Here is a 20,084-nt window from a genome sequence, read left to right on the forward strand (position 1 = left end):
CCAGCTTGGCCGGCAATGGAAACTGCGACCACCTCCGCCGCCCGCTATTCGCGCGGCGCGATCATCTTGCACTGGCTGATTGCCGTGCTGATCATACTCAATGTCACGGCGGCCTGGGTGTCTGAAGACATGCCCAAGCCCGATCGCGCGATGATCATGGGTAATCACAAGGCAATCGGCATCACGATCCTGCTGCTGACGGTGCTGCGCATCGTCTGGCGCGTCGCGCACCGTCCGCCCGCGATGATCGAGACGCTGAAAGCCTGGGAAGCGGCGCTGGCCCGGGTGACGCACGTGGTGTTCTATTTCCTGATGCTGGCGATCCCGCTTTCGGGCTGGGCCATGTCTTCGGCGTTCGGCAAGGGCAAGGGCGTATCGATCTTTGGCCTGTTCACCATGCCAGCCTTGCCGGTCGCTTATGACAAACCGACTGCGGAGATGTTTGCTGAAATGCATGAGGTGCTTGCCACGCTGATGCTGGTGCTGTTCGCCCTGCACGTGGCCGGCGCGCTCAAGCATCAGTTCCTCGATCGCGACGGCACGCTGCGCCGCATGGTGCCGTGGCTGCCCTGATCACGCGTCCGAAACAACGCGGGGTTCCGTCACCGAAGTGACGGAACCCCTTGTCGTTCTGGGTGGGTAACTTACCAGAAGAAGTCGTAGATCACGTCAACCACTTCGCCGCTGTAGATGTCGACCAGCACGGCGTCGTCGTAGTACCGGACCCAGCGATAGGGGCCGTAGACATCGGGCAAGCGGTAGTTGCCCGGATCGTTGATCCAGTAGCGATCACCGAAGAACAGGGCATCGAGGAAGAAGCCAACCGTCAGGCGGCGATAGCTGTAGTTCCGGTAGGGCGAATAATAGACCCCGACGCGGTAATAGCTGGGATTGCGGCTGCGATACGAATGCCAGTCGTACCGGTTGTTGTGGCGCCAGCGATTGTCCCAGCGGTGATCGTCGCGGTAGTAGCCATCGTCGTGCGAGGTGCGGCTTTGCCGGCGCGGATCCCAGTGCCCGGTACGGCTGGTATCGCGGCGATCATCGCGCCGGTCGCGCAAGTCGCCGCCGCCGCTGGTCTGGCGGTTGTCGCCCCAGCTGCCTTGACGGGTTTGCTGGGTCTGTTGCGGCGCAGCCTGCCCATCGCGGCTGCGGCCTTGCCAGGCCGGGCGCTGATCCTGCCGGTCGCTGCGCTGGCCATTCCAGCCGCCCTGCCGAGACTGCTGGGTCTGCTGCGGGGCCTGGCCGCGGTTACCGTTGCCGCCCTGCTGGGCCTGCCGCGACTGTTGCGGAGCCTGGCCACGGTTCCAGTTGCCGCCTTGCTGGCTCTGCTGCGGCGGGGCCTGGCCGCTCTGGCCGCTCTGGCCGCGCTGCTGGCCTTGCTGGGACTGCGCCGGCGGGGTCCAGTCGGAACGGCGCTGCTGCTGCGGCGCCTGGCTTTGCTGTTGCTGCTCTTGGCGCTGCGGTGCCTGGCCCTCCCACGAGCGGTCCTGGCGGCCGCCACCACGATCATCGTCGCTGCGTTCCTGACGGCTACGATTGCCATCATCGCCTCCGCGCCCGCGGCCCGGTTCGGCCATGGCTACGCCGGGCAGTGCGACTGAAGCCAGTACGGCTGCGATCACGCCCAACCGGCCAAATCTGTTTGCGTTCCTGACGGCCATAACCGCATCTCCATCCAATGCGCCGGACACAGTGCCGACGACTCATGAAGCATGGCTATCCGATTCGCGCTGTCAGCAGCGTGAATGGTTTGTTAAGGTCTGCGTTCAGGTTTGGGGTTGGTTTGGTGAATGAATGGCGTGGCGTAGGTGGGAGATTGGACAGCCCGCTCGATTATGATAGCTTGGCGAGCATGAACTCACCGTTTCGAGCAGTGACGACACCAGAGAAGGCCCGGCTCCGGGTAGAGGACTTCCTGCTGCTCAACGACAATGGGGCTTTCGACAAATATTCCAAGACGGAGCTGATCCAGGGTGAAATCTATTTCATCAACGCCCAGCACAGCCGTCATGCCCGGATCAAGACGCAGCTGGCGATAGAGCTTGCGATTTGTTTGCGGGAATTGAGTTCGGAGTTTGAACCAATCATCGAGGCATCAACCCGGATCAGCGACGATTCACTGCCAGAGCCGGACATTGTGGTGACCAGCTACAAAGGGCCAAGCGTTGTTCCGCTGGATACGGTTGCGCTGTTGATTGAGGTGTCGGACTCGACGCTTGATATCGATCTGGGCCGAAAGGCCGACCTCTATGCCAATGCGGGTGTGCCCGAATACTGGGTCGTCGATGTCAACGAAAACCGCGTCCTGATGCATGCAAATCCGCGCGGCGATGGCAGCGGATATGACGGACAGCTGGACGTGCCGTTCGGTGAGCCGCTGCATGCGGCGACGATCGCGGGGTTGGAAGTGGAGACGGCGGGGTTGGGCTGACGGGTTGGTTATTGCAACTTCAGGACCAGCGATATTCCCCAGTTTCCCGCCGACAACTAACGCAAAAGCCCCTCCCCAGTGGGGAGGGGTAGGGGTGGGGGTTCCACGCCAGAGAGGACGCATGGCCTTGCGGCCACGCTCTCCCACCCCCGGCCCCTCCCCGACGGGGAAAGGAGTTCAGCCAAGAAGCCGGTGACACTGTGGCCTGATATGGTTCTGGTTGAATGGTTCGAGCGTTACGCGACCGAGGATAGGTATCAGACCGAGTCCAGCCGGGCGTTAAGGCGGTATGCGGCTAGGGTGGTGGGGGGAGTCCAATTTCGATTTTGCTATTCGATTCATGGACGTTGTGTGACTGTATCGCTGTGTAGGCTTGAAAAATAGCAGCAATCGCCGCCGCCGCAGCAGCAATGGCAGAGAAGATAGCAGTACGATGAGCCTTGTCTTGCGCTCTGTCGCTGGCGGCTCTCTGTTCTGCCAAAAAACTTTGCTCGTCTTGTTTAAGACGCTCAAGAAATCGCTTTAGGTGAACCAAATTTCCACCTAATTGGTCGCCGTGAACTTGCACTGCATTGACTAGGCGTTCAAATTGCTCGTCGGTCATGTTTGGCTCCCAATCGAAACTCAAATCACCTCGTCAACTTCTTATACGCCAACCTGGTCGGCCGATCCGCCGCATCGCCCAGCCTGCGCCGCTTGTCTTCCTCATAGGCCGCGAAGTTGCCTTCGAACCATTCGACGTGGCTGTTGCCTTCGAACGCCAGTATGTGGGTCGCCAGCCGATCGAGGAAGAAGCGATCGTGCGAGATCACCACGGCGCAGCCGGCGAAGTTTTCGATTGCGTCCTCCAGCGCGCCCAGGGTTTCGACGTCGAGATCGTTGGTCGGTTCATCGAGCAGCAGCACGTTGCCGCCTTGCTTTAGCATCTTGGCCATGTGCACGCGGTTGCGTTCACCGCCCGAGAGTTTGCCGACATTCTTCTGCTGGTCCGCACCCTTGAAATTGAACGCGCCGACATAGGCCCGGGTGCTCATTTCCTGCTTGTTGACGGTCATGTAATCGTGCCCGCCGCTGATTTCCTGCCAGACGTTGTTGGCCGCGTTCAGATCATCGCGGCTCTGATCGACAAAGCCCAGGCGCACGGTCGAGCCGATTTCGAGCGAACCGCTATCGGGCTGTTCCTTGCCGGTCAGCAGCTTGAAGAGGGTCGATTTGCCAGCGCCGTTGGGCCCGATGATTCCGACGATCCCGCCCGGCGGCAGCATGAACGAGAGATCTTCGAACAACAGCTTATCGCCATAAGCCTTGGTCAGGCCCTTGGCTTCGATCACCTTGCCGCCAAGCCGTTCGGGCACCTGAATGACGATCTGGGCCTTGCCCACCGATCGGTTATCCTGCGCGTTCTGCAGTTCCTCGAACTTGCGGACGCGCGCCTTGCTCTTGGTCTGGCGCGCGGCAGGGGTCTGGCGGATCCATTCGAGCTCGCGGGCCAGCGCCTTCTGCTTGCCGCTCTCCTCGCGCTCCTCTTGCGACAGTCGCTTGGCCTTGGTCTCAAGGTAAGTCGAATAGTTGCCTTCGTAGGGGAAGTATTTGCCGCGATCGAGTTCGAGGATCCAGCCGACCACGTTATCGAGGAAATAGCGATCGTGGGTGATCATCAGCACCGCGCCGGCATATTCCTTGAGGTGATTTTCCAGCCATTCGACGCTTTCGGCATCAAGGTGGTTGGTCGGTTCATCGAGCAGCAGGATCGAGGGCTTCTGGATAAGCAGCCGGGTCAGCGCGATCCGGCGCTTTTCCCCGCCCGAGAGGTTTTCCACCGACCAGTCGCCCGGCGGGCAGCGCAGCGCTTCCATCGCGATTTCAAGCTGGTTGTCGAGCGTCCAGCCATCGACCGCGTCGATCTTTTCCTGAAGGTCGCCCATCTCGGCGCCCAGCGCGTCAAAATCGGCGCCGTCTTCGCCCATTTCGATCCCGATCTGGTTGAACCTTTCGACCAGATCGGCGGTTTCCTTTGCACCCATTTTGACGTTTTCGAGCACGGTCTTGGTGTTATCGAGCTCGGGCTCCTGCTCAAGATAACCAACCGTGATATATTCGCCCGGCCACGCCTCGCCGGTGTAATCCTTGTCGATCCCGGCCATGATCTTGATCAGCGTCGATTTGCCCGCGCCGTTTGGCCCGACGATGCCGATCTTGGCACCCTGATAGAACTGCAGAGAGATATTCGACAGCACCGGCTTTGGCGCACCGGGGAAAGTCTTGGTCATGTCCTTCATGACATAGGCATACTGCGCGGCCATTTGATGGTCCTCTTGGGGATAGGCTGAAATGGGTTTGGCGCGCCTCTACAGGGGTGATGGGCGAGGGGCAAGCGCAGCGGCGCAAAGGTCGCGAAGTGCGCGCGGCACGAAGGCCAGACCGATCAGCCAGGTCGGCAGTGTCATCAGCACCCAGTAGAAGTTTTGTGACCGGGCGAAAACGCCGATCAGCACGATGAAACCGCCCAGAAACAGCAGAATGATGGTGCGCTGCTCGACCGGTGCGGCGGCCCATCCCACCAAGGCCAATAGCGCCAGACCCATCGCTGCGCGGGTCGGCAAAAGAGCAAGAACCGAAACCCCAGCAAGGTCATAAAACGCCGCACCTGGACCGCGCAAGCCCAGCCAGCCCTGCGACACGGGATCGCCAGGCAGTGTTGCCGCGTGGACCAGACTGGCGTGAAGCGCGATTCCGGCAGCGCCGAGGGCGAGAATGCCAAGCCACGCCAGGCTTTCTGCGCGCCGTCGTTCTGCCACGCTGACGATCAGCGAGAGGACGCCGTAGCAGATTGCAAGCTCGCGAAATGCAATCGCTGCCGCCACAGCAACCAAGCCGAGCCACCATGCTTTCCCGTTACGCAGTACCAGCGCAAGGCAGATCAGCAGTCCCGCCCAAACATCGTGCACGGCCACTAACAACGGGCTGAAGATCGCTGCGCTTCCTGCCACCAGCGCCAGGATTGCGGCCGCGCGTTCGAGCACGGTCGCGTGCTCGATCCGTACCAGCCATGCCGCTGCAGCCATCGCCATCAGCGCCAGCAAGGCCTGCTGCAATCTGGCCCACCCGAATGTCGCCGCGAGATAGGCCAAAGTCGGGTGGCGCACAGTGAAGAAGGGCCGGGTGGGATAGTGGTGCGACCGCTGCAGCCTGGTCGTCGTTTCGTAATAGCCTGCACCGGTGCCGATCTGCGCGGCAACGTCGCGGTACAAGGCAATGTCATTGTAAGCCACATTGCGCACAGGCCATTTATCAAGCCGATCTGCATCCCATAGGACCGCAATAAATGCGAACAGAATTGCTACAATTGCCAGCCATGCTTGCTTTCGGCTTTGTAGATTCAGCATGTTGCGTTGGTCTCCAACAAGGGCTGATCGTCACAACGTGCTGACTGCCTGTACGAATTGGGCATCAGGTTCTCGGACAAATCACTAATCGCAACGGCCAAGGGGTCAACAGGCTTGCGAAACAGGTAAGCGCGCGACGGGGGAGATGGCGGCAGCCTTGGCGGGCAATAGCTGGTCGGTGCACTGCTGCTGGACTTCATCGCCGATGTCACCTTCGCACCACCACACAAGCCGGGCATCTGACGAAAAGTGGATCTGCGCGCGATATGTATTTGGCGGCTGGGAGGCCCAAGTCGCTGTTTGCGGCACGATGGGCTACGTAAACGAACCTCTCCTCGGATCAATTTTATTGGGGAACAAGGGTAACCAGATTCTGCTGCTCGTTTTGCGGGAGTTGGCCGGGCTTTGCGGCTTGATGGTCCTCTTGGGGATAGGCGGGAACGGAAGATTCGCCGCGCCCTCTAGCCGCCCGGCGCGCCAGGGGCAAGCACGGCAACACCTGCTGGCGGCAAGGTCCGCGTGCCGAGCAGCAGCTCACCGCAAACGCCCTGCGGCAAGACGGTCGGCGCGGCACCATAGTTGAACGCAAAAGTGTGTTCACCAGCGCGGCGCAAGCGCAAACCTTCGGGCAGCGCGTGGCAGGCAAGACCCGCTTCCTGTGCCGCACGGGACAGCACTGCGCGGGCCAGACCGGGTTCGGGCCAGGCGGCAAGATAGCGCACCCGGTCATGACGATAGCTGGCCGGGGTGCCATCATCTGCGGCGAGCTCAATTTGTGCGGCAGTCTCCAGTTCCTCGCGCCAGCGCTCGATCCGCCAACCTTGCCCCTGATGGACCAGCCCCGGGCGCAGACTTTCCACCCGCACGACCTTTGCCGGGAACAGCGCCTGCAACGGGCCGGGCGGAAGCGCATCGGGTATTGCAAAATCGGCATTGCGGCTGCCGCTGCGCGGGCCGATCACGATCTGGCCGGGGAACGCGCCAAGGCTTTCCACCAGCCGTTCCGGGACATGCGGCAGGCACGGCACCACGCACAACGCATAGCCATCAAGCGCAGCACCGGGCGGCACAATGTCCACATCCAGACCCAGCTCGCGCAGCGCCGTGTAGCAGGCAAAGGCGGCCCACAGTGCCGAAAGTCCGGCGCCTTGCGGCTGGATACCGGTGATCCAGTCGGCATCATAGGCGAAGATCAGCGCAACCGCGCGCGGCGGCGGGCCAATGGCACCAATGGCGGCAACGTCAGCCGCCGCAGCCCGCACTTCGGCCAGCGCGGGTGCTGGTTCGCTATCGGGGCGCAGCAAGCCGGCGTGGTGCTGTTCCTGCGCCTTGGGAAACTGCCGCCAGCGGAAATAGCTGACCAGTTCGGCACCGTGGGCCAAGGCTTCCAGCGTCCATAGCCGGACCATGCCGGGAAGCGGGGCAGGGTTGTAGCGCGCCCAGTTGACCGGGCCGGGCTGCTGTTCGAGCACCGACCAGCGTCCGCCGCGGGTGCATCCGCGATAGAGATCGTGGTGAAACGCGGCAATATCGGGATGGCCCTGGCGGGCATAGGCCAGCTTGTCGGCCTCGCTGAACGGGAAGCTGTCGAGAAAGCCAAGCGGATAGCTGTCCCAGCCCAGCACATCGCAGTGCCAGCCCAGATCGTGGTGATCATAGTCGGTGAAAAAGCCCATCGCGTTGTGGGTAATGTCGCGCCCCGGGGAAAGTTCGCGCAGCACCGCCACTTGCGCACGGTGAAAGGCGATAACCTGATCGGACGAGAAGCGGCGGAACGCCAGCCAGTGCGCCGGATTAGCTTCGGTCACCGTCAGATTGGGCAGGTCCACTTCGGCAAAGCTGCGGTATTCCATTGACCAGAAGACGTTGCCCCAGGCGTGGTTGAGCGCGGCGATTGTGCCGTATCGCGTCTCCAGCCAGGCGCGGAATGCTTGTGCTGCCGCCGGCGAATAGCTCAGCACCGTGTCGTGGCAGCCGAATTCGTTGTCGGTTTGCCAACTCACCACGCCGGGATGCCGGCCATAGCGTTCAGACACCGCCCCGGTTATGCGCACGGCCTCGGTGCGGTACCCATCGTGGCTGAAGCAATAGTGTCGCCGCGATCCGAAGGTGCGGGGGCGGCCATGGCGATCGGTCGCCACCATATCGGGCATCTGGTCCACCAGCCACTTGGGCGGCGTCGCGGTGGGGGTGCCAAGAATAATGCCAAGCCCCGCCGCGTGCAGCACCGCGATTACCCGGTCGAGCCAGCCCCAGTCAAACCGGCCCGGTTCGGGCTCGATCCGGCTCCAGGCAAATTCGCCGATCCGCACCCGGCTGAGCCCGGCTTCGACCATGCGGCGCGCGTCGTCCGCCCACAGGCTTTCATCCCAGTGTTCTGGATAATAGCACACGCCAAGGCGCATGGGCTGGTCGCTGGGGGAATTGGGCGTTAGGCTCATCGCCAAAGCACTAAGGGTGCTGGCCGCCGGGTCAACAGGCACGGCACCAATGGGGGAGAACATGATGGGCGAACTGGCGGGCAGTCTGGGCGGACAATTGCTGATCGGCGCAGCTATTCTGCTGTTTATTGCCTTTATCACCTTTCGGACCACGACCAAGGCGGCGCATCCCGCGCACGATGGATCGGCCAGAGACGTTTATCTGGCGGGCGGTGGCCTTAAATGGCTGTTTGTGGCGGGATCAATCACGCTGACCAACCTGTCGACCGAACAGCTGGTCGGCATGAACGGCAACCAGATGCTGCTGCTGGCGTGGTGGGAGCTGGCGGGGTTTTGCGGCCTGATGTTCCTCGCCTGGGTGATGGTCCCGGTCTACTACCGCACCGGCTGCACCACGGTGACCGAGCTGCTGGAAAAGCGCTATGGCGGGGGCAGCATCCGCACGCTGATTTCGGCGCTGTTCCTGATCGGCGCGGTGCTGATCTATATGCCCGCTGCGCTCTATTCGGGGGCCTTGTTCCTTAAATCGATGTTCGCGGTCGATTGGCCGCTGTGGTATTTTGCGGCGCCGATGGCGGTCGTCGCGGCGCTTTACACCATCCTGGGTGGTCTGCGCGCGGTGGCGGTGATGGATACCTATTCGGGTATCGGCGTACTATCCATCGCCATGCTCGTGGTGTTTCTTTCGCTGAACGCGATCGGCTGGGATTTCTCGGGCGTGCCGGCAGAGCGGCTGAGCATGGTGGGCGCGAAAGATTCGCCGATCCCGTTCCACACGCTGTTTACCGGGATGGTGTTCATCCAGATATTCTATTGGTCCACCAACCAGCCGATCACCCAGAAAGCGATGACCGCGCCAACGGTGAGGGAAGCGCAAAAGGGCGTGCTGGCTGCGGCGGCAGTGCGGATCCTGATCGTGCCGCTGATCGTGGTGGTGCCCGGCGTAGTCGGCTACAAGCTGTTCGGCGACGTGGATGATGCCGCCTATGGCCGGGTGGTGTTCGAAGTCTTGCCGCACTGGATGACGGGAGCCTTTGCGGCGATGATGGCAGGGGCGGTGATTGCCCACACCGCCGCGATCCTCAACGGCACGGTGGCGCTCTATGCGGTGGATTTTCACACCAAATTCATCGCCCCGGTGAAAGACCACTGGCGGCTTTCGGCCACCGTTTCGGCGGTGCTGACCGTGACCTCGATCCTGCTGGTGCCGGTGTTTGAAAACGCCAAGAGCATCATCAATCTGCTCCAGCAATTGAACGGGCTGACCTCGATGCCGATCCTGTCGGCCTTCATCGTCGCCTTGCTGTTCCGCGGGGTGAAGGCAGGCTCAGCAGTTGCCGGGGTAGTCTTCGGGGTGCTGTTCTATGGCACGCTGAACGTCGTGCCCCTGCCGGGCTGGCTGGCATCGCTGCACTACATCGATCTGATGGTAATGACGCTGTTCGCCTCGATCCTGTTCTCGCTGGCAGTAAACCGGTTGGTGCTGGGGCAGCGGGCAACGTTCGTCGGCTGGAAGGGGATGATCCCAAAGGAGGCGAAGTGAGAACCGAAGACAGGTTAGGCTTGATTAAAAGCCGGTCGCCGAGGTGGTGTTGCACTTGTCGGTCAGAAAATTCATCGCATCCTCAATCCTGCCGATGTCTGCATAGGTCAGAATGAGTATCCATTCGACATATTCCCCTTGGCCGGTCCGGAACGCTCCTTGCAGACCAACGCCCATATCGCTTTCCCAACGCTGATCACTCGCCCCGAAGGATTTGGACCAGTCGATTATGCGGACAACTTCCGCGCCGGTCTGGGGATTGCGGGCGCGCAAGACAGATTGGCACCCCTGGCCGCTGTAGCTGTAGATCGGAGCCTTGAAGTTGGTTCGGCTGTTTTCCATCGCTCCGGTCATCAGCACGCGCGAATTGTTGCTTTGCAAGGTGCTGGCCAGAAACTGATGCGCCGAAGCGATTGTCCGGTTGTCGGTTTGCGCCGTACTGCTTGTCGCGAAACCCAGCAAGGCCAGGCATAGGCTCAGCATCGCAGTCCCGCGCCCAATGCGCGTCTTGGTAGCGGCCATGCGGATATCGAAGTCGGTACGGTGCATCGATTCCCTTCCATTCAGCGCTGCACTCGGGTCCCTTGGCAAGCGACCGACAAGGATATACCAACCCTCACATGAAACACCATGTGATCTATCTCACTGCTGCGCTGCTTTCCGCAACATCTTCGTCAATCCCCGCCGCAATGCCCGAAGGATCGGGCGTCGCCTGGGATGTCGTGGCGGACCTGACCACCGAAGTGGGCCCGCGGCTGGCCGGTTCCCAGCGTGAGGCGGCGGCGCGCGATTGGGGCGTAGCCCGGCTGACCGCTCTCGGTTTCAAGAACGTCCATATCGAACCTTTCACCATCACCGGGTTCGTGCGCGGTGCTGAAACGGCAGAGTTGACCGCGCCCTATCCGCAAAAGCTGCACATTACCGCATTGGGCAATTCGGTGCCGACGCCCAAAGGCGGGTTGCGCGCCGAAGTGGTCTATTTCGCCAGCCTCGATGCGCTGAAGGCCGCGCCCGATGGCTCGCTCAAGGGCAAGGTCGCCTTTATCGACAACCAGATGCAGCGCGCGCAGGACGGGGCGGGGTATGGCCCCTATGGCAATGCCCGGCGGCAAGGCCCGGCAGTCGCTTCGGCCAAAGGTGCGCTGGCGGCAGTGATCCGCTCGGCCGGGACCGACAACAACCGCGATCCGCATACCGGCGGGACCAGTTTTCCGGCCGGCAGTCGCGCCATTCCGGCCGGCGCGGTTTCGGCCCCCGATGCCAGCCTGATCGCGCGGATCGCCCGCAGCGGCAAACCGATGACGATCAATCTGGTGCTCGAAGGCCATCCGCAAGCCAACCTGCCATCGGGCAATGTGGTGGCCGATCTTCCGGGCCGCGACCCCGCGTTGCCGCCCATTCTGATCGCTTGTCATCTCGACAGCTGGGATCTGGGCACCGGTGCGATTGATGATGGTGCGGGCTGCGCCATCGTGGCCGCCGCCGCCTTGCGCGCGCAGCAGGGCGGCCAGCCGCTGCGCACCATCCGCGTGTTGTGGGCGGGCAGCGAGGAGATTGGCGGGTTCGGCGGCGAGGCCTATGCCAAAGCCCATGCCAGCGAACCGCACGGCGCGGCGATGGAAAGCGATTTCGGGGCCGACAAGGTGTGGCGCGTGGGTTTCAATCTGGCCGATACCAATAAGCCGCTGCGCGATACGATCGTTGCGGCGCTGGCGCCGTGGGGCATCGTCGTCAGCCCGAACAAGGCCAATGGCGGCACCGATGTCGAACCGATCATCGCGGCGCAGAAGCTGGGGGTGATCGACATGGATCAGGACGGCACCCACTATTTCGATCTGCACCACACGCCCGACGATACGCTCGACAAGATCGATCCGGCGCAGCTGGAACAAAACGTTTCGGTCTGGGCGATCGTGCTGCGGATCCTGGCGGGTGAGGCAGGGCCGATCAGCGGCGGCTGATCGCGCGGCCCAGCTGCCAGGCGCCGCGCGGCACCAGCGCGAGGCCTGCCGCCCAGGCGGGCAGCAGCAGGAAGCCCCAATAGAAATTGTCGGGCCGCGGGAACAGCGCGATGGCCAGCGCATAGCCCGCCAGGCACAGCAGCACGAACCGCCCCGCGCGCCATTCCAGCGCCAGCCAGCCGAGCAGCGGTAGCAGGGCAAGCGCCATGGCCGGCCCACGGGCAAGCTGCTGCAACAAAGTGGTGCCGACCAGGGCCTGCAGCAACCCGCGCAGGCCAAGCCCGCTGCTCCATCCCGGCGAGCTGAGATCGCCTGGCAGAACATGTCCGGCAACCGCCTGTGCGTGGAAAAACAGACCTGCGGCAAAGAACACGGCGAGCATGCCCCAGGCGACCAGCTCGCGGCGGCGGCCATCGGCCCATGCAAATGCCGCGGCCAGCGGCACGAACGCAAAGGCCAGCTCGCGCACCGTCAGCGCGGCGGCAATACAGGCCAATGGCAGCCACCACGGTGCCTTGCGCCACAGCGTCAGCGCGGTGGCCAGGCCGATCAGCAGCCCGCACCAGGTTTCGCTCATCGGGGTCAGCGCGGGCGATGCGCAGGCAAGGCCGCCAAGGAACACCGCAAAGCCAATCGCACCGCGTTCGGTCCGGGTCAGCGGCCCCGGCATGGCCAGCGGCCACAACGCGGCATTGGCCAGCAACAAGGCAATCTCCAGCGTGCCGAGCCGCAACCAGCCAAATGTGTGTGCCAGCCAGTACAGCGTCGGCAACCGCACGGTGACGAATGGCTTGGTCGGGTAATCGTGCAGCCGCTGCTGGGCGGTGGCCGCGGCGTAATAGCTTTCGCCCTTGTCCATCCGTGCGGCAATTTCGCGGTAGAGCTGCATGTCGGTATAATTGCCCGGTGCCGCCTTGACGATCGCCTGGCTGGGCGCAGCAAAACACCAAGCCAACGCTGCTGCGAAAGCAAGCGCAAACAGCACGGCAAAGGGGCGCGGCAGGCGGGCAAGCATGGTGCGGTTGTGCGCGCCTGCCGCACTGCGCGGCAAGCGCCGCGGCGCTGCTTATCCCCGGATCAGCCCCGTCACTTCGCGCGGGGCGCTGCCCGGGAACAGCCGCGGCAGCGCCATTGCTGGATCAAGCCCGAAATGCGTCGCCACCGCACTGCCGATCACCGCATCAAGCCCCATGGTGGGTTTGAGATCGCGCCCTTCGTAAAGCTGGCTTTGCCCCAGCCCCGGCCAGTCCGCCAGAATCCGCCCGCCGGCCACGGTACCGCCCAGCAGCATGGCCATCGCGCCGGTCCCGTGATCGGTTCCGCCGGTGCCGTTGGCAGCGGCGGTGCGGCCAAACTCGGTCGCCACCACCACCAGCGTGTCATTCCACACTGGGCCAAGATCGTCCTTCATCGCACCGAGCAGCGCATCGAGCCCGCCAAGCTGCGCGCCAAGCCGGGCGCGCTGGCCGGCGTGGGTATCCCAGCCGCCGGTTTCCAGCATCACCACCCGCGCGCCGCTTTCGCCCCCAAGCAGCGAGGCGACCAGCTTGCCGTTGGCCGCCGCGCCCTTGATGTTGCCGCTGGCAAGATCGCCCGCCATGGCACGGGTCTGCATCGCTTCCTCCCACAACGGGTGAAGCTGTGTGTCGCCAGCATACATCGCCCCGACGCGCGCGAGGAGATCGTCCGAGGCATCGGGCAGGGAAGTGGGGCATAGCTGGAAACCTGCACTGGCCCGCGCAGCGCGGTCGGGATCGTAGCCGCGATGGCCAGGCCACGCGCCGATCCGCCCGGAAGCAGCGCCAGCAGCCGGTTCATCCAGCCATCCGGCCGCTCGTATGGCAGCGCACTCCCGGTTTCGAGCACGTTTTGCGCATCGAAATGCGAGCGATCACGATAGGGCGAGGCGACAGCATGCGCGAACAGTGCCTGTTTGACGCCAAACATCGCGCCGACTTGCTTCAGCACCGGATGCAGCGCGAACATACCCGAAAGCTTTGGCAAGTCGGCCAGATCGCGCGCCAGATCGCCGCGCAGGGCAGCATAGGCCGGGTCGCCCGTCGGGGCGAGGATCGCGAGGCCATCGGCCGCACCGCGCTGGATCACGAAGACCAGCCGGCGATTGGAATCGGCCTTGGCATAAGCGATTTGCGGGGCCAGCAGCGTAGCTGCACCGGCGGCAAGCAAGCGGCGACGATCGAGCAGCAACATCGGCTTACCTCCGCATCATTTCGGGTGAAGACAGCAGCAGCGCCAATGCCTGTTCGCCGCTTTCGGCGCGCTGCAATGCCTGCACGGTCGTATCCGAAAGCGCGCCGCCCAGCAGGCGCGGGGCCAGCGCGCGCGCATCGATCGCGCCGCCCATCCGCTGTGCCAGCCGCTGCGCCACTTCAACCCGGCGCACCAGGGCATCGGGGCCGGCCCAGCCTGGCGCGGTATCATCGTATCCGGCCGGCGAGCCCGGCTTCCAGATCGCCTGGCCAAGCTGCTGCAAGGTGGTGGCGGCCGATTTTCCGGGAACTGACTTGATCCCGCAGGCGCGCAGCGCGGCCAGCGTCCAGTCCCACGGGTTGCGGAACTTGGCCGCGCCGCTCCAAACTTCCGGTGCCTCGATCAGCACGTGGTAGAGCGCGAGCAGATCACCCTTGGTGGCAAGGAAGGTCCGTTCCAGCTTCGCGACCAGAGCCGGAGGCGGATCGTCGGCGGCGAAATGGCGGGCCAGCTTGGTGGCAATGTGGCGTGCGGTGGCAGGGTGCACCGCCAGATCGCTCAGCACCGCCCGGGCCTGCGCTTCGCCGCTTTGGGGATAGCGTTTGCCCATGATCGTGCGCGCGCCGGGCTGATGGATCGGCGCAGCAAACCAGAATTGCGGGCCGGGGCCGCGCAGCGCCGCCTGCTTGGCCAGACCGCCCACAGTCCACCCGGTCAGTGCGCGGGCAAATTCGGTGACATCTTCCTGGCTGTACCCGGTCCGCACCCCCAGCGTGTGCAGCTCCAGTATCTCGCGCGCGAGGTTTTCGTTAAGCCCGCGCTGCTTGCCGCGCCGCGCGGTGCGCGATCCCAGCGGGCTGTCAGGCCCGATCGATTCGGCTTGATCAAGGTAGAGCAGCATCGCCGGATGCCGTTCGGCCGCGCTCAGCAGGTCGGTGAAACTGCCCAGCACATGCGGGCGGATCGCTTCGAATTCGAACGGCCCCGCCAACCCCAGCACCGCCGCCTTGTCGATCGAGACCGCGAAATGGTTTGACCAGAAGTGCACCAACCGCTCGATGAACGGGGCCGCACTGGACAGGGCAGCGCTGGTTCGCAGCCCGGCGGCTTCGACATAGGCATCGCGCAACGGACGGAACGGGCCAGGCAGATTGTCGTCCTTCTCCTGCATTTGCGGACTATCGGCCTGGTTCTGGCCCTTGCGTTCGCGCCGGTCATCGCGGGCATCGCGCAGCAGTTCGATCATCGCAGCCGTGCCAGGCGCCGCTGCCAGCGCGGATGGGCGGGGTTGGTAAAGCTTGAACTGACTTTCGAGCCAACCACCCGGATTGGCGGGTCGATCCTGATCGGCGGTGCCGCCAAGGCCAAAGCGGCTGAGCGCGCGTGCAGCCTCGTCCATGGTGTCTGCTCCCATCTGGCCAATCCGTGCCGGGCAGGATGCAAGGCCAGCGACGCGATGTCACTTCGCAAAGTGTAATCGAATGTCGCGCCTTGTTATCTGCCGCGCACCGGCTGGCAGCGCGCGGCTAGGATTTGGGCTTGTTGCGTTGCAGCCCGGAACGCTTGCAACTCGCCACCAGATCGCCCTTCTGGTTGAAGGCCTGGTGCAGGAACGTGACGATCCCGGCGTCGGGCCGCGATTTGCTGGTCCGCAGTTCCAGCACCTCGGTAGCGATGTTGAGCGTATCGCCAACGAACACCGGTTTGGGAAACCGCACCTCGTCCCAGCCCAGGTTGGCAACCGCGGTGCCAAGCGTCGTATCGTTGACCGAAATCCCCACCATCAGCCCCAGCGTAAAGCACGAATTGACGATCCGGGTGCCGAATTCGGTCCCCGCCATGTACGCTTCGTCAAGGTGGAGCTGCGCGGGATTGTGCGTCATCGTGGTGAACAGCACATTGTCGGTTTCGGTCACGGTACGGCGGATCGCATGATCGAACCGCTGGCCCACGCGCATCTCATCAAACCACACACCGGCCATTGCCGCACTCCACGAAAGAGAAGGAGTTGGTCGGGGAGACAGGATTCGAACCTGCGACCCTCTGCTCCCAAAGCAGATGCGCTACCAGGCTGCGCTACTCCCCGACCGGACTTCATGCTTCTTACGCTGGTGGGCCCGGCAGGACTCGAACCCGCGACCTAGCCGTTATGAGCGGCCAGCTCTAACCAACTGAGCTACAGGCCCATGCGCGCGAAGCAAGCGGCGGGTTAGCGGCGCGCGCGCGCTTAGGCAAGCGTGACGGCTGCGATAAGTTCGCTGGCTGTCGTCGGCCGCACTTGCCGCCGCGCAAGATAGGCGAAAGCCTGGCGCCACCAATCGTACAGCGCGTCAAGATCATCCTCGTTGCGGACATAGGGCGTGTATCCGGGGGCCAGCGAGGGGCTGTGGAACGAGAAGACCAGCACTGGCAGGCCTTCATCCAGCGCGATATCGATCCCGCGGATGGCCTCCTCGATCGTCACGCCTTCGGGGGTCAGCGGGATCCGTTCGAGCAGCCCGATCCGCGACAGCAGGCCGCGCAGCCGCGGCGCGCGCCACATCTGCGGGTACAGCCACGGACCCAACTGGCGCAGCGGCCCCCAATAGACCGAGGTCAGCGGCAGCTCCATCAGGCCGCGTCCCCGGTTGAGCCAATAGGGACGGACCGGATGGTCGCGAAAATTGGGGCCGCCGCCAGCGCTGTAATCAAACCGTGCGCGCACCGACGTATCGATTGCGATCCCGCCATCGGCGAGAATATCGGCGGTGTTGGGGCCGACGCCATAGCGCCCGGCGCGGTAGATCAGCGGCGCCGCGCCAATCGTTTCGGCGATCTTGTCGCGCAATTGGGTGAACTTCGCCCGTTCAAGCGCGGCCGGAAGATTGCCGGCAAAGCTGTTGCGTTCGTTGACTTCTTCTTCGTGCGGCGGGCTGACCCAGGGGTGCAGCTGAACGCCCACTTCGGCTTTTCCAGCGGCTACCGCATCGCGCAGGATTGCGACAGCTGCGGGCGATGAAACGATCGGATAGTCGACCAGGTAGACCGGCACCACGCCCTGGCTCTCACAGAACTGCTGAAATTTTGCAAGTCGCGAGACCGAATGGACAGTGTGCCGTTCGCGGTCGAGCGGCTTGGTCCAGTCAAATTCCTCTTCGGTATCAACAGTCAGCAGGTAACGCTGGCCAAAGCCAGGCTTAAAACGCACGGGTTCTGGCTGGCTCGGCAGGTCCGATATGCGCAAGGACGCCAAGATGTACCCCCGTTGGCGCAGAGATTACGCCGCGTTCAGATCGCTTCCCTCATCCGCATCGGTATGACCCGGACCGGCCTTGGTCAACCCCGGCAGCGACAGGCGGAGCCGGTCGTCCTTGCGCTTGAGGTCGCCCCCGGCGGCCTGCGCTTCGGCCCGGGCAAGGCGCAGCGCAAAGCCGGCGCCAAACATGCCGGCGGCTATCACTTGCGGCACGGCACCCGGACCCGCGCCGAACAGCGCCTTGCCATCAAGTTTGGCCAGACTGGCAGGCAGGGCCAGATCGAGCCGCACCGCACCGCCCTTGTCGCGCAGACGCAGTTTCAGCCGTTCACCCGGTGCGCTGGTTCCGGCCAGCGTCGCGAGCAGCCGCCAGACCACGCGTTCCAGTTCAAGCGGCGCCAGCGGCACCAGGGCTGCTGCCGTTTCAAGTTTGATGTCGAAGCCGCTGCCGCGCGCCTTGGTGTGAGCGCCCAGCTGCGCTGCGGTGGCGGCAATCACTGCGGCCAGATCGGTTTCGCCGCTTTCCAGTTCGATGGCCCCGCTATCAAGCTTGGCGAGCCGCTCCAGTTCTTCGAAGGCAGCAAGTATTTTGGCAGCATCGCCCGCAATTGTTGCGGCCAGCGCCCGATATTCGTGCGGCGAGGGGCCATAGAGCTGCTGCTGGATGATTTCCGCGCCAATCTGGATCGCGTTAACCGGCGTGCGCAATTCGTGCAGCATCTGGCGGACCCGGTCGGCCTCGCTGTCGGGCAGGGTCACCGAAGTGATTTCGGCCTGCGTCGCCGCCGGCCGCCGCAACCGCCCGCGATAACCCATGAACCGCCCGCCGAGCGGATCGAACCACGGCATCGCATCGATTTGCCAGCGGCCGGCGATGGCTTCGGCCCCGGCCAGCGTGATCAGCTGCTGGCACAGCGGCTGCTGGCGCCGGATCAGGCGGGCCACGCCACCGTCCTCACCCAACCGCCGGCCGACCAGCATCGGCGCGACGCCGGCATCGCTCCAGACGATGCGGCCATTGCTGTCAGTGGCAAAATCACAAGCCCGCACCGGGCCGGAAATGCTCAGCACGTGTTCCTCGCCCAGCGGCAGGCGCGGCGCATCGCCATGGGCATGCTCGATCACCTGCTTGGCCTTACGATAGGCCTCGATCCGCTTGACGATCGCGCCGATCCGTTCGCCGCGGGCGTTGCCGTCATCCGGTATGAACACGTCGTCGTTTGCTAGCGGTGGTGCCGGGTCGCGCGTGGCTGCTGCGGTGCCGACCGGCTCGATCACCGGCGCAGCTGCGGCCGCGGTCTGCGCCGGGGGCAAGCCGCGTCCGCGCACGCCAAGCCGGATCAGCAGGCCGCGCAAAACCGGAGCCAGATCGGCCCGCTGATGCAGGGCCTGGCGCGCTTCGGGCGGCAAGGCGGGGATCAGATCCAGCCATTGTTCTTCGCTCAGGTCGGCGCGCTGCAACGCGGCTTCGGCAAGGCGCGGATCGCCGCCGGCCAGCGCTGCAACCAGCCGCGGACTGCGCAGCCGCAACGCCGGATCGCGCAGCAATTCCGCGCCTTTCACAGGCGGCAAATCGCGCTGCAAATCACTCAGGCGAACGTATGCCGCATCGATCGAGGGGCCATATGCGGTGCTGGGGCAGGTGCCGAGCAGATCGACCAGCTGGCGCAATTGAATGCGGCGCACTGCTGCGGAATCCGCGCGCATGCGCAGCACCGTGGCCAGGCGATCATCAAATTGCATGCCCATTTCTACCCCTGCGCAAGGTGCGCATGCGAGGGGCCTATCAGACTTGTCCCCAACCGTGGCGGGCTGCGAAAGGTGCGTTGCAAAGCGGGACAGTTGCGGCCATAAACAATAATATTAGCGCGGCGGGCTTCCCTTGGCAGTGAATCTTGCCAAAGCTTGCGCCGAAATCAGCCTTTCCGGCAATTAAAGGGTGGATGCATGGCCAATCTCGATTCGATTGATCGGCGCCTGTTGGCCGAATTGCAGGACGAAGGGCGGGTCACCAACGTCGAACTGGCGAGCCGCGTTGGCTTGACCGCACCGCCGTGCCTGCGCCGGGTGAGGGCGCTTGAGGAACTGGGCGTGATCCGCGGCTATCACGCCGATCTCGATGCCTCGAAACTGGGCTTTGCAATCACCGTGTTCGCGATGGTTTCGCTGAAAAGCCAGGCCGAGGATTCGCTGCGCCAGTTCGAAGAAGCAATGCGCGATCTGCCCGAAGTGCGCGAATGCCACATGCTCAATGGCGAAATCGATTTCATCCTCAAGATCGTCAGCAAGGATCTGCAGAGTTTTCAGGAATTCCTGACCAGCAAACTGACGCCGGCGCCGAATGTGGCGAGTGTGAAGACCAGTTTGACGATCCGCACGGCGAAGCAGATGCCGGGGGTGCCGCTTGAGTAGGGGGCACTGATCCTCTCCTTTTTCACGAAGTGCAAAAGGGGAGGTGGCAGTCGCGCAGCGACTGACGGAGGGGTCTTCAACGCTTGCAAAAGCGCACGATTGCCTCGGCTATGTGTTCCGGTGATTTAAGCACATCGGTGGCGGGAATGCGCAGAACATCGATCCCCTGATCCTTCAGCCAAATGTCGCGCTGCTTATCACGCTCAGGACGATCGCCCATGTCATGCGCGATACCGTCAATCTCAATGCAGACCTTGGGTCTGGCGCAGTAGAAGTCGAGCACGAAGTCGCCGCAGCGCTCCTGGCGGCGAAAATGCACGCCATTGGGTGACTTGCGCAGCAGGTTCCAGAGGAGGACTTCCGGCAAGCTCATGCTTTGCCGCAGTTCGCGTGCTTTTGAGAGGTCACCGCTGCGGCGCTTGCGTGGCAATTTTACCCCTCCGTCAGCCGCCTTTGGGCGG

Annotated in this window: 19 protein-coding genes and 2 tRNA genes; 5 read left to right on the top strand and 16 right to left on the bottom strand. The window is 63.6% G+C overall.

The features are described 5' to 3' along the window. Positions 1-15 precede the first annotated feature (15 nt). Positions 16-573 (top strand): cytochrome b, encoded by a 558-nt coding sequence (locus tag RMN99_RS11010; RefSeq protein WP_309623369.1) that lies wholly within the window; start codon positions 16-18, stop codon positions 571-573. A 71-nt stretch (positions 574-644) separates the two neighbouring features. Here the strand turns inward: RMN99_RS11010 and RMN99_RS11015 are convergent, their stop codons facing one another. After that, positions 645-1,664 (bottom strand): RcnB family protein, encoded by a 1,020-nt coding sequence (locus RMN99_RS11015; protein WP_309623370.1) that lies wholly within the window; start codon positions 1,662-1,664, stop codon positions 645-647. Between the two features lie 191 nt (positions 1,665-1,855). Between RMN99_RS11015 and RMN99_RS11020 the strand changes: the two genes are divergently transcribed. Then, a complete protein-coding gene (locus RMN99_RS11020) occupies positions 1,856-2,434 on the top strand; it encodes a Uma2 family endonuclease (protein WP_309623371.1) in 579 nt (192 codons plus the stop codon). Between the two features lie 295 nt (positions 2,435-2,729). Here the strand turns inward: RMN99_RS11020 and RMN99_RS11025 are convergent, their stop codons facing one another. The 4 genes from RMN99_RS11025 to RMN99_RS11040 form a co-directional block, all read right to left on the bottom strand. Further along, positions 2,730-3,038: a hypothetical protein gene (locus RMN99_RS11025; RefSeq protein ID WP_309623372.1), complete on the bottom strand. Its 309-nt coding sequence runs from the start codon at positions 3,036-3,038 to the stop codon at positions 2,730-2,732. A gap of 25 nt (positions 3,039-3,063) precedes the next feature. Continuing rightward, complete coding sequence (gene ettA / locus RMN99_RS11030; RefSeq protein ID WP_309623373.1) at positions 3,064-4,737, bottom strand: energy-dependent translational throttle protein EttA; 1,674 nt, start codon at positions 4,735-4,737, stop codon at positions 3,064-3,066. A gap of 45 nt (positions 4,738-4,782) precedes the next feature. Beyond that, positions 4,783-5,706, bottom strand: a complete 924-nt coding sequence (locus tag RMN99_RS11035; RefSeq protein WP_309623374.1) for a hypothetical protein — start codon at positions 5,704-5,706, stop codon at positions 4,783-4,785. A 575-nt stretch (positions 5,707-6,281) separates the two neighbouring features. After that, a complete protein-coding gene (locus tag RMN99_RS11040; protein ID WP_309623375.1) occupies positions 6,282-8,261 on the bottom strand; it encodes a beta-galactosidase in 1,980 nt (659 codons plus the stop codon). A gap of 49 nt (positions 8,262-8,310) precedes the next feature. Between RMN99_RS11040 and RMN99_RS11045 the strand changes: the two genes are divergently transcribed. Beyond that, complete coding sequence (locus tag RMN99_RS11045; RefSeq protein ID WP_309623376.1) at positions 8,311-9,804, top strand: sodium:solute symporter family transporter; 1,494 nt, start codon at positions 8,311-8,313, stop codon at positions 9,802-9,804. A gap of 24 nt (positions 9,805-9,828) precedes the next feature. Here RMN99_RS11045 and RMN99_RS11050 read toward each other — a convergent pair whose 3' ends face one another. Next, on the bottom strand, positions 9,829-10,326 hold the full coding sequence (locus tag RMN99_RS11050) for a hypothetical protein (protein ID WP_309623377.1): 498 nt from the start codon (positions 10,324-10,326) through the stop codon (positions 9,829-9,831). 98 nt (positions 10,327-10,424) lie between these two features. On the opposite strand from RMN99_RS11050, the gene RMN99_RS11055 reads away from it, so the two are divergent. Next, positions 10,425-11,765 (top strand): M28 family peptidase, encoded by a 1,341-nt coding sequence (locus RMN99_RS11055; protein ID WP_309623378.1) that lies wholly within the window; start codon positions 10,425-10,427, stop codon positions 11,763-11,765. On the opposite strand, the gene RMN99_RS11060 is transcribed toward RMN99_RS11055, so the two are convergent. From RMN99_RS11060 to RMN99_RS11095, 9 genes are all read right to left on the bottom strand, one after another. Beyond that, complete coding sequence (locus tag RMN99_RS11060) at positions 11,752-12,780, bottom strand: hypothetical protein (protein WP_309623379.1); 1,029 nt, start codon at positions 12,778-12,780, stop codon at positions 11,752-11,754. The two genes, RMN99_RS11055 and RMN99_RS11060, sit on opposite strands and share 14 nt — an antisense overlap. Positions 12,781-12,831: 51 nt before the next feature. Then, positions 12,832-13,365, bottom strand: a complete 534-nt coding sequence (locus RMN99_RS14395) for a DUF1501 domain-containing protein (RefSeq protein ID WP_409035250.1) — start codon at positions 13,363-13,365, stop codon at positions 12,832-12,834. Next, a complete protein-coding gene (locus RMN99_RS14400; protein WP_409035251.1) occupies positions 13,266-13,976 on the bottom strand; it encodes a DUF1501 domain-containing protein in 711 nt (236 codons plus the stop codon). Before RMN99_RS14400 ends, RMN99_RS14395 begins: the two co-directional genes overlap by 100 nt. Before the next feature lie 4 nt (positions 13,977-13,980). Beyond that, positions 13,981-15,390 carry a DUF1800 domain-containing protein gene (locus RMN99_RS11070; RefSeq protein WP_309623380.1) on the bottom strand — a complete coding sequence of 470 codons (1,410 nt, stop codon included), beginning with the start codon at positions 15,388-15,390 and terminating at the stop codon, positions 13,981-13,983. Positions 15,391-15,502: 112 nt separating this feature from the next. Further along, positions 15,503-15,958, bottom strand: a complete 456-nt coding sequence (locus tag RMN99_RS11075; RefSeq protein ID WP_309623381.1) for a MaoC family dehydratase — start codon at positions 15,956-15,958, stop codon at positions 15,503-15,505. Positions 15,959-15,985: 27 nt separating this feature from the next. Next, positions 15,986-16,062: transfer RNA gene (locus tag RMN99_RS11080), tRNA-Pro, on the bottom strand. Between the two features lie 23 nt (positions 16,063-16,085). Then, positions 16,086-16,162: transfer RNA gene (locus RMN99_RS11085), tRNA-Ile, on the bottom strand. Positions 16,163-16,203: 41 nt separating this feature from the next. Next, positions 16,204-17,163 (bottom strand): polysaccharide deacetylase family protein, encoded by a 960-nt coding sequence (locus tag RMN99_RS11090; RefSeq protein WP_309623382.1) that lies wholly within the window; start codon positions 17,161-17,163, stop codon positions 16,204-16,206. A gap of 69 nt (positions 17,164-17,232) precedes the next feature. Then, the gene (locus RMN99_RS11095; RefSeq protein ID WP_309623383.1) at positions 17,233-18,960 is read right to left on the bottom strand and encodes a histidine kinase dimerization/phospho-acceptor domain-containing protein; all 1,728 of its coding nucleotides are present in this window, start codon (positions 18,958-18,960) and stop codon (positions 17,233-17,235) included. A gap of 198 nt (positions 18,961-19,158) precedes the next feature. On the opposite strand from RMN99_RS11095, the gene RMN99_RS11100 reads away from it, so the two are divergent. Beyond that, the gene (locus RMN99_RS11100; protein WP_309623384.1) at positions 19,159-19,623 is read left to right on the top strand and encodes an Lrp/AsnC family transcriptional regulator; all 465 of its coding nucleotides are present in this window, start codon (positions 19,159-19,161) and stop codon (positions 19,621-19,623) included. A 76-nt stretch (positions 19,624-19,699) separates the two neighbouring features. Here the strand turns inward: RMN99_RS11100 and RMN99_RS11105 are convergent, their stop codons facing one another. After that, positions 19,700-20,053 carry a DUF559 domain-containing protein gene (locus tag RMN99_RS11105; protein WP_309623385.1) on the bottom strand — a complete coding sequence of 118 codons (354 nt, stop codon included), beginning with the start codon at positions 20,051-20,053 and terminating at the stop codon, positions 19,700-19,702. Positions 20,054-20,084 lie beyond the last annotated feature (31 nt).

Origin of the sequence: Novosphingobium sp. (genome assembly GCF_031417815.1) — a bacterium.
In the GTDB taxonomy this organism is placed as follows: domain Bacteria; phylum Pseudomonadota; class Alphaproteobacteria; order Sphingomonadales; family Sphingomonadaceae; genus Novosphingobium.

What these genes read in the sequence shown, in the direction of transcription:
- RMN99_RS14395 (WP_409035250.1), bottom strand. Translation starts at nt 13,365, where the DNA reads ATGGCGGGCGATCTTGCCAGCGGCAACATCAAGGGCGCGGCGGCCAAC.
- RMN99_RS14400 (WP_409035251.1), bottom strand. Translation starts at nt 13,976, where the DNA reads ATGTTGCTGCTCGATCGTCGCCGCTTGCTTGCCGCCGGTGCAGCTACG.
- RMN99_RS11045 (WP_309623376.1), top strand. Translation starts at nt 8,311, where the DNA reads ATGGGGGAGAACATGATGGGCGAACTGGCGGGCAGTCTGGGCGGACAA.
- RMN99_RS11075 (WP_309623381.1), bottom strand. Translation starts at nt 15,958, where the DNA reads ATGGCCGGTGTGTGGTTTGATGAGATGCGCGTGGGCCAGCGGTTCGAT.
- RMN99_RS11040 (WP_309623375.1), bottom strand. Translation starts at nt 8,261, where the DNA reads ATGAGCCTAACGCCCAATTCCCCCAGCGACCAGCCCATGCGCCTTGGC.
- RMN99_RS11020 (WP_309623371.1), top strand. Translation starts at nt 1,856, where the DNA reads ATGAACTCACCGTTTCGAGCAGTGACGACACCAGAGAAGGCCCGGCTC.
- RMN99_RS11095 (WP_309623383.1), bottom strand. Translation starts at nt 18,960, where the DNA reads ATGGGCATGCAATTTGATGATCGCCTGGCCACGGTGCTGCGCATGCGC.
- RMN99_RS11060 (WP_309623379.1), bottom strand. Translation starts at nt 12,780, where the DNA reads ATGCTTGCCCGCCTGCCGCGCCCCTTTGCCGTGCTGTTTGCGCTTGCT.
- RMN99_RS11070 (WP_309623380.1), bottom strand. Translation starts at nt 15,390, where the DNA reads ATGGGAGCAGACACCATGGACGAGGCTGCACGCGCGCTCAGCCGCTTT.
- RMN99_RS11050 (WP_309623377.1), bottom strand. Translation starts at nt 10,326, where the DNA reads ATGGCCGCTACCAAGACGCGCATTGGGCGCGGGACTGCGATGCTGAGC.
- ettA (WP_309623373.1), bottom strand. Translation starts at nt 4,737, where the DNA reads ATGGCCGCGCAGTATGCCTATGTCATGAAGGACATGACCAAGACTTTC.
- RMN99_RS11100 (WP_309623384.1), top strand. Translation starts at nt 19,159, where the DNA reads ATGGCCAATCTCGATTCGATTGATCGGCGCCTGTTGGCCGAATTGCAG.
- RMN99_RS11015 (WP_309623370.1), bottom strand. Translation starts at nt 1,664, where the DNA reads ATGGCCGTCAGGAACGCAAACAGATTTGGCCGGTTGGGCGTGATCGCA.
- RMN99_RS11010 (WP_309623369.1), top strand. Translation starts at nt 16, where the DNA reads ATGGAAACTGCGACCACCTCCGCCGCCCGCTATTCGCGCGGCGCGATC.
- RMN99_RS11025 (WP_309623372.1), bottom strand. Translation starts at nt 3,038, where the DNA reads ATGACCGACGAGCAATTTGAACGCCTAGTCAATGCAGTGCAAGTTCAC.
- RMN99_RS11055 (WP_309623378.1), top strand. Translation starts at nt 10,425, where the DNA reads ATGAAACACCATGTGATCTATCTCACTGCTGCGCTGCTTTCCGCAACA.